Source organism: Yoonia sp. R2-816, from assembly GCF_046762905.1.
Classification (GTDB): domain Bacteria; phylum Pseudomonadota; class Alphaproteobacteria; order Rhodobacterales; family Rhodobacteraceae; genus Yoonia.
In genome coordinates, this window is record NZ_JBKQXN010000133.1 from 38654 (window position 1) to 53041 (window position 14388).

General features: G+C 59.9%; 13 protein-coding genes. 10 read left to right on the forward strand and 3 right to left on the reverse strand.

Features of this window, described 5'->3' with window-relative positions; all coding sequences use genetic code 11:
- Positions 1–15 precede the first annotated feature (15 nt).
- Positions 16–1068, reverse strand: a complete 1053-nt coding sequence (gene pyrC, locus ACFWW2_RS03080; protein ID WP_393926057.1) for a dihydroorotase — start codon at positions 1066–1068, stop codon at positions 16–18.
- Between the two features lie 118 nt (positions 1069–1186).
- On the opposite strand from pyrC, the gene ACFWW2_RS03085 reads away from it, so the two are divergent.
- Positions 1187–1474, forward strand: a complete 288-nt coding sequence (locus tag ACFWW2_RS03085; protein ID WP_393926059.1) for a hypothetical protein — start codon at positions 1187–1189, stop codon at positions 1472–1474.
- Here the strand turns inward: ACFWW2_RS03085 and ACFWW2_RS03090 are convergent.
- Together ACFWW2_RS03090 and ACFWW2_RS03095 are read right to left on the reverse strand one after the other, a co-directional pair.
- A complete protein-coding gene (locus ACFWW2_RS03090) occupies positions 1471–2400 on the reverse strand; it encodes a phosphoadenosine phosphosulfate reductase (protein WP_393926061.1) in 930 nt (309 codons plus the stop codon). The two genes, ACFWW2_RS03085 and ACFWW2_RS03090, sit on opposite strands and share 4 nt — an antisense overlap.
- A 105-nt stretch (positions 2401–2505) precedes the next feature.
- Positions 2506–3729 (reverse strand): acyl-CoA dehydrogenase, encoded by a 1224-nt coding sequence (locus tag ACFWW2_RS03095; RefSeq protein WP_393926063.1) that lies wholly within the window; start codon positions 3727–3729, stop codon positions 2506–2508.
- Between the two features lie 113 nt (positions 3730–3842).
- On the opposite strand from ACFWW2_RS03095, the gene ACFWW2_RS03100 reads away from it, so the two are divergent.
- From ACFWW2_RS03100 to ACFWW2_RS03140, 9 genes are all read left to right on the forward strand, one after another.
- Positions 3843–4748: an AAA family ATPase gene (locus ACFWW2_RS03100; protein WP_393926065.1), complete on the forward strand. Its 906-nt coding sequence runs from the start codon at positions 3843–3845 to the stop codon at positions 4746–4748.
- 69 nt (positions 4749–4817) lie between these two features.
- The gene (locus ACFWW2_RS03105) at positions 4818–6071 is read left to right on the forward strand and encodes a vWA domain-containing protein (protein ID WP_393926067.1); all 1254 of its coding nucleotides are present in this window, start codon (positions 4818–4820) and stop codon (positions 6069–6071) included.
- A gap of 74 nt (positions 6072–6145) precedes the next feature.
- Positions 6146–6616: a DUF1203 domain-containing protein gene (locus ACFWW2_RS03110; protein ID WP_393926069.1), complete on the forward strand. Its 471-nt coding sequence runs from the start codon at positions 6146–6148 to the stop codon at positions 6614–6616.
- Positions 6613–7584 carry an XdhC family protein gene (locus tag ACFWW2_RS03115; RefSeq protein ID WP_393926071.1) on the forward strand — a complete coding sequence of 324 codons (972 nt, stop codon included), beginning with the start codon at positions 6613–6615 and terminating at the stop codon, positions 7582–7584. The genes ACFWW2_RS03110 and ACFWW2_RS03115 overlap by 4 nt, the downstream gene beginning before the upstream one ends.
- Positions 7581–8564 carry a molybdopterin-binding protein gene (locus ACFWW2_RS03120; RefSeq protein WP_393926073.1) on the forward strand — a complete coding sequence of 328 codons (984 nt, stop codon included), beginning with the start codon at positions 7581–7583 and terminating at the stop codon, positions 8562–8564. The genes ACFWW2_RS03115 and ACFWW2_RS03120 overlap by 4 nt, the downstream gene beginning before the upstream one ends.
- 102 nt (positions 8565–8666) lie before the next feature.
- The gene (locus tag ACFWW2_RS03125; RefSeq protein WP_393926074.1) at positions 8667–9152 is read left to right on the forward strand and encodes a (2Fe-2S)-binding protein; all 486 of its coding nucleotides are present in this window, start codon (positions 8667–8669) and stop codon (positions 9150–9152) included.
- A gap of 71 nt (positions 9153–9223) precedes the next feature.
- Positions 9224–11590 carry a xanthine dehydrogenase family protein molybdopterin-binding subunit gene (locus ACFWW2_RS03130; RefSeq protein WP_393926076.1) on the forward strand — a complete coding sequence of 789 codons (2367 nt, stop codon included), beginning with the start codon at positions 9224–9226 and terminating at the stop codon, positions 11588–11590.
- A gap of 12 nt (positions 11591–11602) precedes the next feature.
- On the forward strand, positions 11603–12394 hold the full coding sequence (locus tag ACFWW2_RS03135) for an FAD binding domain-containing protein (RefSeq protein WP_393926078.1): 792 nt from the start codon (positions 11603–11605) through the stop codon (positions 12392–12394).
- 162 nt (positions 12395–12556) lie between these two features.
- Positions 12557–14347 (forward strand): OmpA family protein, encoded by a 1791-nt coding sequence (locus ACFWW2_RS03140; protein WP_393926080.1) that lies wholly within the window; start codon positions 12557–12559, stop codon positions 14345–14347.
- Positions 14348–14388 lie beyond the last annotated feature (41 nt).

Genomic DNA, 14388 nt, shown 5'->3' on the forward strand with positions numbered 1-14388 from the left:
CTTGTTCTCTGCTCTTTAGTCGACAACCCGCCAATGCAGGTCAAAACCGGGGTCGAAGACCGTGACAGGCCCATCAGCCGTTTCGATCTGGGCGGGATAGGTTACCGGATCGCCTTTTTCCAAGGTAATCGTGTCTTCATTCGCGGGCAGCCGGTAGAAGTCGGGTCCGTTGAGCGAGGTGAACGCTTCCAGCTTTTTGAGTTTGCCCGCAGCTTCGAATACTTCGGCGAGGCAGGACAGCGTGTTGGGCGCGGTGAAAATGCCCGCACAGCCACAGGTCTGCAGCTTGGCCGGGTCGGTATGGGGCGCGCTGTCTGTGCCCAGGAAGAACCGTTTGTCGCCGGAGATGGCGGCCTGTACCAGTGCGACCCGGTGTGCCTCGCGCTTGGCCACGGGCAGGCAGTAGTAATGCGGCTTGATCCCGCCTGCGAGGATGTGGTTGCGGTTGATGATCAGGTGGTGGGTTGTGATCGTGGCCGCAAGGTTCTTGTGGTTGTCGCGCACGTAGTCGACCGCGTCCTCGGTCGTGACATGTTCCATCACGACCCGCAGATCGGGCACCTTTTTCCGCAGTGGTTTCAACACCTTGTCGATGAACACCGCCTCGCGGTCGAAGATGTCGATATCGCTGTTTGTCACCTCACCATGCACGCAAAGCGGCATGCCGATATCGGCCATGGTTTCCAGAACCGGCCGAACCTTGTCGAAGTTCTTGACCCCGGATGCCGAGTTTGTGGTGGCCCCGGCGGGGTAGAGTTTGACGGCTGTTGCGATCCCGCTGGTATGGGCGTGGGCCACATCGGCCGGGTTGGTGTCTTCGGTCAGATAGAGCGTCATCAACGGGGTGAAACCGGCCCCGTCCGGCAAAGCCGCCATGATCCTGTCGCGATAAGCGCTGGCCTGTTTTGCAGTCACCACTGGCGGCACCAGATTTGGCATGATGATCGCGCGGGCGAAATGCCGGGCCGTCTCCGGCAGCACCGCTTGCAGCATGGCGCCGTCACGCAGGTGCAAATGCCAATCGTCAGGGCGCCTTATGGTCAGGCGGGTCGGGTGTTTTTCGCTCATGTTGCTCGATTACACCTTTGCGTGCCCGGTGACCATAGCCGCCGGACCCGACCCCTTGCAGTTCTGTGCCAGCATTCCGATATTAACCATTGAGCAGATCTAACAGCCGGAGAACCCCATGCTTGGCTTTCTTATTGCCGCCGTCGCAGGCTTTTTGACACCGCAGCTTGAGACGCCTGTTGCGGGCCCCATCGTAAAAGCGATGGAAGGGCATATAACCGTTGAACCAGCCGAGAAACGCCTGATTGCGTTCATGGTTGCCATGTTGGCCGCGGCCATCGCTGCTGCCCTGTTGAACAGCGGCACACCATTCTGGGTCATTCTGGGGGGTGTTCTGGGCTATTTCGGCACGCGCCTGTTCGAGGCCGGCAAGAAGGCCGTGGATGCCCGGAACGGTGATAGCTAGGCGGCCTGCGTTTCTGTCAGTCTTTGCAGGGTTTTGCTGAAAAACTCGTTCTGACCGCGCCGCAGCATGTAGGTGCAAATGATCACGGCAAGCCGCTGATGGTTTGTGCGCATCAGATGCGTCACCAGTGATCGCGCATAGGTGTGGTCATAACGCCGGGCGCGCAAAAGCTGGGCAAAGCGTTTGCCGTCCAGTGATCCGTCCATCGCCAGTTTGATCATCACGTCGTGAATGCCCAGCCGATCAAAGGCCCGGTCAAGCTGCGTGCCCATGAGCGGGCAGGGCAGCAGGGTGACATTGGGGTTTTTGAACAGCATGGCATGGATCGTGTCGAGATGCTGGGACGGGTCATAGGCCACAAACACCGCTTCCGCCGCGTCGATCATGTCAGGCGCATAACCGTAGCGGTCATTGAAGTTGATTTGCCGGTGGGCTTTGTAGCGGGGATCCCAGCTTGTGATTTTGGGGTCCAGCGTGGCCTGCGGGCGCAGGGCGATGACGGTTGCACCGGGCGCGGCTACCGAAAAGGCGGCAGCGGCATATGCGCCTTCATGTGCACCGTGAAACAGGATCGTTTCGAAATCGTCAAAGAACCCGTCATCGGTCAGCCGATCGAAGAAATCATAGACCGCGGGGTCGCGAAACCAGCTTTGTCCTTTTGACATCAGCGCCAGATGCGACCAGCCGTCATGGCGGGCATAGGCAAAGCCGCGCGGTTCGGCATCGGTGTTGTGCGCCCGGATCGTTTCGGCGTTTTCAAAGGTGACGAGCAGGTTGTTTCCCGCCTCAAGGAAACCCGCAAAGTGGTCGGCACCCAGCTGTTCAAAGAACCCAAGATCATCGCAGATATCATCGATCTGGGAAAACCACGCATTGGGTTCCAGTTCTTTCAGCTCTGTCTCAATCGTCAATTGTGGGTCTTGCATCGTCGCGCTCCTTCCCGGGTTTATCCCCGGTTATTGGAGCGAGAAATACATACCCTTTAAGGCAGAACTTGGCGCAATGCCGCTGATGATTGGCGCTATTTTATCTTAAAAGAACGCCTGCAGTCCGGTTTGTGCACGCCCGAGAATAAGTGCATGCACGTCATGCGTGCCTTCATAGGTGTTCACCGTCTCGAGGTTGACCATGTGGCGCATGATCTGAAAATCCTCACTGATTCCATTGCCCCCGTGCATGTCGCGGGATGCCCGCGCGATATTGAGCGCCTTGCCGCAATTGTTCCGCTTCATCAGGCTGATCATTTCGGGGGCGGCGGTGCCTGCTTCCATCAGGCGCCCAAGCTGCAGGGCGGATTGGGTGCCGAGGGCGATTTCGGTCTGCATGTCGGCGAGTTTCTTCTGGAAAAGCTGGGTCTGCGCCAGGGGTTTGCCGAATTGCTTGCGGTCCAGCCCGTATTGGCGTGCGGCGTGCCAGCACGCCTCTGCCGCGCCCATCACACCCCAGGCGATCCCGTATCGGGCGCGGTTGAGGCATCCGAACGGCCCCTTGAGGCCCTGGACGCCGGGCAGGAGCGCGTCTTCGCTGACTTCCACATTATCCATCACGATTTCGCCGGTGACAGAGGCGCGCAAGCTGAGTTTCCCGCCGACTTTGGGTGCGGTCAGGCCGGGGGTCCCCTTGTCGAGCACGAAGCCACGGATCTTGCCGTCATGCGCTTCGGATTTGGCCCAGACGACAAAGACATCGGCGATAGGCGCGTTGCTGATCCACATCTTGGAGCCGTTCAGGACATAACCGTTCGCGGTTTTCTTCGCGGTTGTCTTCATGCCGGCCGGATCGCTGCCTGCGTCCGGTTCGGTCAGGCCGAAGCAGCCGATCAGGGTTCCTGCGGCAAGTCCGGGCAGGTATTTCTGGCGCTGGGCGTCAGAGCCGTAGGCGTGGATCGGGTACATAACCAAGGACGATTGCACCGACATCATGGAGCGGTAGCCGCTATCGACTCGCTCAATCTCGCGCGCGACAAGGCCATAGGTCACGTATCCGGCCCCAAGCCCGCCGTATTCTTCGGGGATGGTGATGCCCAGCAGGCCCGCATCGCCCATTTCCTTGAAGATACCGGGATCAACTGTCGCCTCGCGATAGGCCTCCGTCACCTTGGGCTGCAACGTATTTTGCGCGAAAGTGTGGGCCGCATCGCGCAGCATGCGTTCGTCTTCGGTCAGCTGATCTTCCAACCGCAGGGGATCGGCCCAGTCGAATGGTCCCAGATCGGGGCCGAAACCTGTTGTCTTGATGGGGGTCGCTTCGTTCATGGCTGGGTCCTTTCGCTGTTAGGGCGCAGGGTATGACTTTGGTCGGGCGGGGGCAATGGACGGGTTGACGCGCGTGCGCCGGGATGCAGCTATGACCCGTAAGGGAGATTTGCATGGCATTTGGCAGTATTGATGAGGTGCAGGCCGCGCTGGCCGGGCAGGATTATGTCTGCGGGCGGGCATTGGCCACGGTGGTGTTTCTGAGTCTGAAACTGGGGCGACCCCTGTTTCTGGAAGGCGAGGCGGGCACGGGCAAGACCGAGATTGCCAAGGCGATTGCGGCCGCGCTGGGGCGTCGGCTGATCCGGTTGCAGTGTTATGAGGGGTTGGATTCGGCCTCGGCCGTTTATGAATGGAATTTTGCGGAGCAGATGATTGCGATCCGCGCCGCAGAGGCATCTGGCGGGGCTGATCGCGATGTTTTGAAAACGGAACTGTTTACCGAGGAATATCTGATTGAGCGACCTTTGTTGCAGGCGATGCGGCCCCAGCCGGGTGGTGCGCCGGTCCTGCTGATTGACGAGTTGGACCGGACCGATGCGCCGTTCGAGGCGTTCTTGCTTGAGGCCTTGTCTGATTTTCAGGTGACCATCCCGGAATTGGGCACAGTCAAGGCGCCGGAGCCGCCGATTGTGATCCTGACCTCAAACCGCACGCGCGAGGTACATGATGCGTTGAAGCGGCGCTGTCTTTATCATTGGGTCGATTACCCCGATTTCGAACGTGAAATGGAGATTTTGCAGGCCCGCGCGCCAGAAGCGTCGAAGGCATTGTCCCGTGAAGTTGTGGCTTTCGTGCAGAAACTGCGGACCGAGGACTTGTTCAAGAAACCCGGCGTGGCCGAGACGATTGACTGGGCCAAGTGCCTGTTGGCCCTCGACGTGATCAACCTGTCGCCAGCGGTGATTGCCGACACGCTGGGGGCGATCCTGAAATACCAGGATGACATCCAGAAACTGGAAGGGTCCGAGGCGAAGCGGATCTTGGACGAGGCGAAGGCCGAACTCGAAACCGTCTGATGCTTCTTTTGTTCAAAAATACCTCACAGGGGTCCGGGGATGTGAAATCCCCGGTCCGACGGTTCGGCCATGGCTGAACTCGCCGATCTGGAACTGCCTGACGATCCGAAGCTGGCCCATAACATCACCCATTTTGCACGGGCATTGCGCAAGGCGGGGCTGGCTGTGGGGCCGGGACGGGTGATTGATGCGATCCGGGCAGTGCAGGCGGCGGGGTTTACCGAGCGCGCCGATTTTTACTGGACGTTGCATGCCTGTTTTGTGTCCAAGCCAGAGGAACGGCAGGTGTTTGCGCAGCTTTTTCGCCTGTATTGGCGCGATCCGCGTTATCTGGAACAGATGATGTCGTTCCTGACGCCGATGGTGCGCGGGGTGCAGGAGGAGCGCCGGGCGCAGGCGGCTGAAAAACGGGCGGCGGAGGCGCTTTTGGACGGGCATGATCGCGATTTGCCAGCACCGGAGGATGCAGGCGAGGAGGTGGAGATTTCCATAGATGCCTCGCGCACGATTTCCACCGAGGAACGGCTGCGCAGCCTTGATTTTGAGCAGATGAACGGGGCGGAAATGGCAGCGGCCAAGCGGATGCTGGCGACGCTCCGCCTGCCGGTGCCCCCGATCCAAAGCCGCCGGACACAAGGCCTGCCCGGGCATCTGCCCGATTGGCGTGGCACGATGCGCGCGGCGATGCGTCGGGGTGGGGAGGTCACGGATTTCGCAACTAAGCGGCGGCGGGTGCGCTACCCCAATCTTGTGGTGCTTTGCGATATCTCAGGGTCGATGTCGCAGTATTCGCGTGCTGTTTTGCATTTCCTGCATTCAGTTGCGAACCGCGAAGGACAGGGTTGGGCGCAGGTCCATGCCTTCACCTTTGGTACCCGGTTGACCAATATCACACGCCATCTGCGGACGCGGGATGTGGACGCGGCTTTGGCCGCTGCAGGGGCCGAGGCGCAGGATTGGGAAGGCGGCACGCGTATTGCGGCGTGTCTGCATGACTTCAACCGCGACTGGTCGCGCCGGGTCATGGGGCAGGGGGCTGTTGTACTGTTGATCACCGACGGGCTGGACCGGGACAAGGATGCGGATCTGGGGCGCGAGATGGAGCGGTTGAGCCTGACGGCACGCCAGCTGATCTGGCTGAACCCGCTTTTGCGCTGGGAAGGGTTTGCACCAAAGGCCAAGGGGATCATGCAGATGCTGCCCCATTGTTCGAGCTTTCGGGCGGGGCATAATATCGCCTCGCTTGAAGGGCTGGCGCAGGCGTTATCCCGGCCCGATGATGTGGGCCAGAAGGCGCGCTTGATGGCGATGATGCGCGGTTGATGGATGCGCAGGTTTCGGGTCGATTGGTTGGTTGCCGGGGGCTTAGCTGCCCATCATCAACCAAGGAGAACATGATGACTTTGACCTATTTGCCTTATGATGCCGCAGAAATCGCAAAACTACGCGCAGGGGGGCCGGATGTTTACGGCAACCCGGCCGAACGGGCGATTTCCTCTGGCGTTGGCACGCCATGCCGCTGCTGTTTGCGTAATGTGCCCAAGGATGCAGAGATGCTGATCTGTGCGGCGCGCCCATTCGCGGCCCTACAGCCTTATGCCGAAACCGGCCCGGTCTTCTTTTGTGCCGATGACTGCGCCCCTTACGATGGTCAGGATGCACCGCCGATCCTGAAAACATCGCCGGATTATCTGGTGAAAGCCTATGATGCGAGGGACCGGATCATCTATGGCACCGGGCAGATCACGCCAAAGGCGGATATTGCCACATATGCGACCCGGCTTTTCGAACGGGACGGGGTGGCTTATGTTGATGTGCGCTCGGCCCGGAACAACTGTTTTCTGACAAGGATTGTGCAGACACCATGACCGATATCATCGATCTTCCCGGATTGGCATTGGAATGGCATCGCGCCGGGCGCGGTGTGGCGGTGGCGACGGTCGTGCAGACCTGGGGATCGGCCCCGCGAGCCGTTGGCAGCCAGTTGGTGATCGACGCCGATGGCGCGATGGAAGGATCGGTGTCTGGCGGTTGCGTCGAAGGGGCGGTGATCACCGAGGCGCTGGAGGCTTTGGCGGATGGCAAGCCGCGCGTCCTGGAATTCGGGGTCAGTGATGATGAGGCATTTGCCGTGGGGCTGGCCTGCGGTGGCGAAATCAAGGTGCTGGTGGAGCCTGTCGGGTCTGCCTTGCCTGTCGAAGTGCTGGAGCGGCTTGTTGATGCGCGCGGGCGTTCAGAACCCGTCGCTTATGTGACTGATCTGGAGGCGGGTGGCCCCAGATTGGCGGCCCAATCCGCCTATCCCGACCGCTTTCGCCTGGACCGGTCGGGGGTCGAGGAAGATGGCAAAACCTTTGTCGCCATCCACAACCCGCCCTTGCGCATGATCATCGTGGGGGCCGTGCATATCGCGCAGCATCTGGTCACCATGGCCCGTGCCTGTGGCTACGCCCCGACGCTGATTGATCCGCGCGGGGCCTTTGGATCGGAGGCCCGGTTTCCCGGTGAGGTGATCATGGATGACTGGCCGGATGAGGCGATGGCGATACTCAAGCCTGATGCGCGTACCGCCGTGGTGACACTGACCCATGATCCGAAGCTGGATGATCCGGCGATCATCGCCGCCCTTGGGTCGGATGTGTTTTATCTGGGTTGTCTTGGCTCAACCCGGACCCATGTCAAACGGGTGGCCCGGCTGGAAGAGGCCGGGTTTTCGGCCGAACAGATTGGCCGTATTCACGCCCCTGTCGGGCTTGACCTTGGCGGTCGGCAGCCTGCCGAGATCGCCGTCAGCATTATGGCTGAGGTGACGCAGGCCTTGCGGAAAGCGCTATGAAATTCGGTGCAGTTCCGGTGGCCGAGGCTGAGGGGGCCGTGCTGGCCCATTCGCTCGCGCTGAAAGGCGGACGGCTGCGCAAGGGGCATGTTCTGACATCTGCCGATATCGGTCGGCTGTCTGATTGCGGGCATCAGCGTGTGACGGTGGCCCGGCTTGAACCCGGCGATTTGGACGAGGATAGCGCCGCCGCGAAACTGGCCGCCGCGCTCGCGCGCGATGGCATGCGGCTGAGCAATGCGGCCACGGGTCGCGTGAATATCTTTGCGGAAGGGCCGGGAATTGCGCAGATCGATGTGGATGCGATTGCGGCGTTCAATGCGGTCAATCCAATGATCACGGTTGCCACGGTCCCGCAATATCATCGGGTCGATAAGGGAACGATGGTCGCGACGATCAAGATCATTTCCTACGGGGTGCCGGGTGAGAATGTTGCCAAGGCAGCAGAGGCCGGTCGCGAAGCCATCGGTGTGCTGGGGCCCCAATACCGCACAGCCACACTGATTGAGACGCAGACAGATGTGGCGCCATCACCAAAGGGGCGCGCGGCGATGCAGGGGCGGCTGGACCGGTTGCAGATGGCGTTGGATGACCGGGTCATTACGGATCATGACGTGCCCAACCTGTCCGGCGCACTGAAGGCGGCACAAGGGGATGTGGTGTTTATCCTGACCGCTTCGGCCACATCGGACCCGCATGACGTGGGCCCGGAGGCCGTGCGGCAGGCCGGTGGCACGGTCACACAGTTCGGCATGCCCGTTGATCCGGGGAACCTCCTATTTCTGGGAAAACTGGGTGCAAGACCGGTAATCGGCCTGCCCGGATGTGCCCGTTCGCCCGCATTAAACGGGGCCGATTGGGTGCTGGAGCGGGTGATTTGCGGTGTTGATCTGACACCTGCGGATTTTGCCGAAATGGGGGTCGGTGGTTTGCTGAAAGAAATCCCGACCCGGCCCAAACCCCGCGCCGACATAGACTAAGGTCGGTGGTCTGTGGGCGGGTTAAGGCCAGTTTACCTGTTCTCTTGATTGCATTGGCGTGCTTAACTTGGTCCAAAGCAAAGATGATATCGGGAGGAAATGATGACATCGGTAACAATGACCGTGAACGGCAAGTCCGTGTCTGGCGATGTGGAAGGCCGCACATTGCTGGTCGACTTTCTGCGCAATGATCTGCGCATGACCGGCACCCATGTGGGCTGTGATACGTCGCAATGCGGGGCCTGCGTGGTCCATGTGAATGGTGAGGCTGTAAAGGCCTGCGCGATGTTCGCGGCTGAAGCTGACGGCGCTGATGTGGCCACCATCGAAGGGCAGGCCAATGCCGACGGATCGCTGTCCGTCATTCAGCAGGCGTTTCAGGATCACCACGGTTTGCAATGCGGGTTCTGCACCCCGGGCATGGTGATGTCCGCCGCGGCCCTGCTGAAAGACAATCCTAAGCCGACCGAGGGCGAGATTCGGGAGTATCTGGAGGGCAATATCTGCCGCTGTACCGGCTACCACAATATCGTCAAGGCGATCATGGCGGCATCCGGTCAGGATGTGGCGGCCATCGCTGCGGAGTAACCAAATTTTCTAGAAAATTTGGGGGTTTACAATTTTTCGAGAAAAATTGTCCCCCGAGAGGGAGGAATGAAATGCCAAAAGATAGTGGAATTGGCGCCAGCACGAAGCGGCGCGAGGACCTGCGGTTTCTGACAGGTGCCGGCAATTATACGGACGATATCAATATTTACGGTCAGGCCCATGTGCATTTTCTGCGCGCGGATGTGGCGCATGCTACGATCAATAGCATTGATTTGGCCGATGCCGAAAAGATGCCCGGTGTCTTGCGCATCTTTACCGGGGCAGATTTTGAGCCGGTGGGCGGTTTGCCCTGCGGTTGGCAGGTCACTGACAAGCATGGCGAACCGATGCAGGAACCCAAGCATCCCATCATTGCGCATGGCAAGATCCGCCATGTGGGCGAGATTGTCGCGGCCGTGGTGGCCGAAAGCCTTGCCCAGGCCCGTGATGCCGCCGAGGCGATTGGTCTGAACCTGACCGAACTGCCAGCAGTGGTGGATATGAAAACTGCCGTCGCTGATGGCACCACCAAGGTGCATGACGATCTGACCAGCAATCTTTGCTACGACTGGGGTTTTGTTGAGGAAAACAAGGATGCCGTGGATGAGGCGATCAAGAATGCCGCCCATGTCACGACGCTTGAACTGGTCAATAACCGTCTGGTGGCCAATCCGATGGAGCCGCGTGTGGCAGTGGGGGAATATTCCCGGTCGGACGATATGCACACACTGCACACCACCAGCCAGAACCCGCATGTGATCCGCCTGTTGATGGGTGCGTTCGTACTGGGCATTCCGGAGCACAAGCTGCGCGTTGTTGCCCCTGATGTGGGCGGTGGGTTCGGCACCAAGATTTTCCATTATGCCGAGGAAGCGTTCTGCACCTTTGCTGCCAAGGCGGTGAACCGTCCGGTCAAATGGACATCGACAAGGTCAGAGGCGTTCATGTCGGATGCCCACGGTCGCGACCATGTCACGAAGATCGAACTGGCGATGGATGCGGATAACAACTTTACCGCCATCCGCACGGAAACCTACGCCAATATGGGGGCGTATCTGTCCACCTTTGCCCCGTCGGTTCCCACATGGCTGCATGGCACGCTGATGGCAGGCAATTACAAGACCCCGCTGATCTATGTGAACGTGAAGGCGGTGTTCACTAACACTGTGCCTGTCGATGCCTATCGCGGGGCTGGCCGCCCGGAGGCCACGTTCCAGCTGGAACGTGTGATTGATATGGCCGCGCGTGAACGCGGTGTTGATCCGATTGCGCTGCGCCGTCAGAACTTTGTCACGGAGTTTCCCTATGCCACCCCGGTGGCTGTGGAATATGACACCGGCGATTACGAAGCGACGATGGCCAAGCTGGAAGAGATTGCCGATATGGGTGGTTTCGCGGCCCGGCGCGCCGAAAGCGAAAAGAACGGCAAGCTGCGCGGTCTTGGTGTGAACTGCTATATCGAGGCTTGCGGCATCGCGCCGTCAAACCTTGTCGGGCAGTTGGGTGCGCGGGCCGGGCTTTATGATGCCGCGACCGTCCGGGTGAATGCCACCGGGTCGATCAGCGTCATGGTTGGTGCCCATAGCCACGGGCAGGGCCATGAGACATCGTTCCCGCAGGTGATTTCCGAGATGATCGGGATCCCCGAGGATCAGATCGATATCGTGCATGGCGATACGTCCAAGATCCCGTTCGGGATGGGCACATATGGGTCGCGTTCGCTGGCTGTCTGTGGCTCTGCCATGGTGCGGGCCGCCGAGAAGGTGATCAATAAGGCCAAAAAGATCGCGGCACATCTGTTGGAAGCCTCTGACGCGGATATCGAGCTGAAGGACGGTCAATTCAGTGTTGCAGGCACGGATAAGTCGGTGGCCTGGGGTGACGTGACCCTTGCCGCCTACGTCCCGCATAACTATCCGCTTGAGGATATCGAGCCGGGCCTGGAAGAGACGGCGTTTTATGACCCCGCCAACTTTACCTATCCTGCGGGTGCCTATGCCTGCGAGGTGGAGGTGGACCCCGATACCGGCAAGGTGACCATCGAACGGTTCAGTGCCGCGGATGATTTCGGCAATATCATCAACCCGATGATTGTGTCAGGTCAGGTGCATGGCGGGATTGCTCAAGGGATCGGGCAGGCGCTGCTGGAGAACTGCGCGTATGATGAAAACGGGCAACTGCTGAGCGCATCCTATATGGATTACACCATGCCGCGTGCGGATGATCTTCCATTCTACAGCGTCGATCATTCCTGCCAAACGCCATGCACGCACAATCCGTTGGGGGTGAAAGGCTGCGGCGAGGCCGGGGCGATTGGATCGCCACCATCGGTCGTCAATGCCGTCATCGATGCCCTGCAATCGGGTGGCAAGAACGTCGCTCATATCGATATGCCCCTGACGCCATCCCGCGTCTGGAATGCAATGAACAACGCGTAAGGGAGAACGCTCATGTATGCTTTTGAAATTGAACGGCCCTCCACGATTGCGGATGCGGTCAATGCGTTGAAAGGCGAGGATGCGCAGGCGTTGGGGGGCGGGCAGACCCTGATCCCCACGCTGAAGCAGCGGCTGGCGATGCCTGCCAAGCTCGTCAGTCTGACTGATATCGGTGAGATGAAGGGCGTGTGTCTTGGCGATGGGGGTGAGGTTTGTATTGGTGGGGCGACTACCCATGCAACCGTGTCCAAAGAAGCGGCCGCGCATTATCCGGCGCTGGCTGATCTGGCGAGCCATATCGGTGATCCGGCGGTGCGCAATCGGGGCACGATTGGTGGCTCGCTGGCCAATAACGACCCGTCAGCGTGTTACCCGGCAGCGGCCCTTGGGTCAGGGGCCACAATCATCACCAACGCCCGCGAAATCGCGGCGGATGATTATTTCGAGGGGATGTTCACAACGGCGCTGGACGAAGGCGAAGTGATCACCGAGGTGCGTTTCCCGGTGCCGGAAAAGGCGAACTATCAGAAGTTCCTGCAGCCGGCGTCACGCTTTGCCCTCGTCGGCGTGTTTGTAGCGAAATATGCCGATGGAGTCCGCGTTGCCGTGACCGGCGCGTCAGAAGAAGGCGTGTTCCGCTGGACGGAAGCCGAAGAGGCCCTGTCAGGCAATTTCGACGGCGGTGCTGTCGATGGCCTTTCGGTGTCGGCGGATGGCATGATTTCGGACCTGCACGGGACGTCGGAGTATCGTGCCCATCTGGTCAAGGTGATGACAAAACGCGCAGTGGCGGCTTCTGGCTGAACGCTGCGCATGGTTCCGCCCGGCTGCTGGCCGGGCGGAACCAAACGACGCCTCATATGTTAGATGACATACGCTCAGACAATGAGCTTGCTATCAAATCGCGAGGACGTCATGCGAAGATCTACTTTGAAATCAACAACATCGCTTGTGCTGAGTTTTGCGGTGGCCACGAGCCCCGTTTTGGCCCAGCAAACCGATGTTGATCCCGAAACGCTGGAAATCTGTGTTGGGCTGGGGCCTGCAGCAGACATCGTGGCCGGTGAGCCGCTGTTGGAGCCGACCTTTCCTTGTGTGGATCAGAATGGTGAGGTGGTTGTCGATCAGGTTGCATTGGAAACCGCGATTGCAGCGCAGGTTGACGATGGTCCTGTAGAACTTGAGGAACTGGTCGAGACCCCGGAAGTGACTGCGGCACCGGCGGATGCGGAAACCACAACCGAAGGGACTGCGACGCTTGAGGTGCCTGTGGAAGAGGCCGCACCGGAAGAAACTGTGGCGGAAGAACAGCCTGCCGAGCCTGCGCCGGAAGAGACGGTGGTGGAAGAACAGCCTGCTGAGCCTGCAGCGGAAGAGACGGTGGCCGAAGAACAGCCTGCTGAGCCTGCTCCGGAAGAGACTGTGACGACCGCGGTCGAAACAGCGCCAGAGGTTGCCGAGACGCCCGAGACGTCGGACGCCGATGTGGCCGTTGAGGCGGAGGCTGATGTTGCGGCGGAAGCTGAGGCTGAGGCGGCGACCGACGCGGATGTTGCGGTTGAAGCGACTGAGCAGGAGGCATTGCCAGAGGCCGAAGGTATGCCTGAGGGCGATGACGCCGCTGCCGTCGCTGATCTGCCGACGGTGACAGATGAAACCCCCGATGAGGCAGAGATCGCCATTGAAACGGTGGAAGCGGATGAACCACATGCAGCGGCTGCAGCCTCTGCCGATGCGGACGCGGATACGACGGCTGAGGTTCAGGTTGAAACGCTGACCCAAGAGGACGTGCGTAGCAGTAGTCAGGATTTCGAAACGACGGCAACCGGTGAAACCCAGGCAGAGGCGCGGGCCGGTAGCGACAGTGGCAATGACGGGCTGAGCAACTTTGAAAAGGCGTTGTTGCTGGGTCTGGGTGCGGCTGTGGTTGGTTCGGTGCTGAATAATGGTGACGAAGTGGTGTCCAACAGCGGCGACCGTGTGATCGTGGAACGTGATGGCGAACTGGTCGTGCTGAAGGATGACGATGTGCTGTTGCGTCAGCCCGGTGCCGAGGTTCAGACACGCACCTTTGATGACGGGTCCACCCGGACCAGTGTTTTGCGTGAAGATGGCACGCAGATCGTGACCATACGCGGCAATGACGGACGCGTGTTGCGCCGTGCGCGGATCCTTGAAGATGGTACCCAGATCGTTCTGTTCGATGACACGCAGGCATCAGCGCCTGTTGTGGTCGCTGAAATACCTCGCGAGCAAGAGGCAGCGGTCGAAGTTGATGTATCGCGCGGTGACACCGCTACACTGCGTGCAGCACTGCTGGCCAACCAGAATCGGCAGTTCGACCGGAGCTATTCGCTGCGCCAGATCCGCACGATAAGCGAGGTTCGCGATTTAGCCCCGCAGGTGGAATTGGACACGGTGACGTTCGCCACAGGCTCTGCCGCGATTGAACCCAGCCAGGCTGAAGAACTGACCAGCCTTGGTGTCGCAATTGTGGATATCATTCAGGAAGATCCCGGTCAGATGTTCCTGATCGAGGGACACACTGATGCGGTGGGTGATGCGGGGTATAACCTCGCCTTGTCGGACCGCCGGGCCGAGACCGTGGCGCTGGCACTGACGGAGTATTTCGGCGTGCCGCCGGAGAACCTGATCACGCAAGGATATGGTGAGAGCATCCTGAAGGTGCCGACATTACGGGCAGAGCGTGAAAACCGCCGGGCAGCGGTGCGCAATATCACGTCGCTGCTGCGCTAAGACGTTTGGATGGAACAAAAAACGGGCACCGGAAGGTGCCC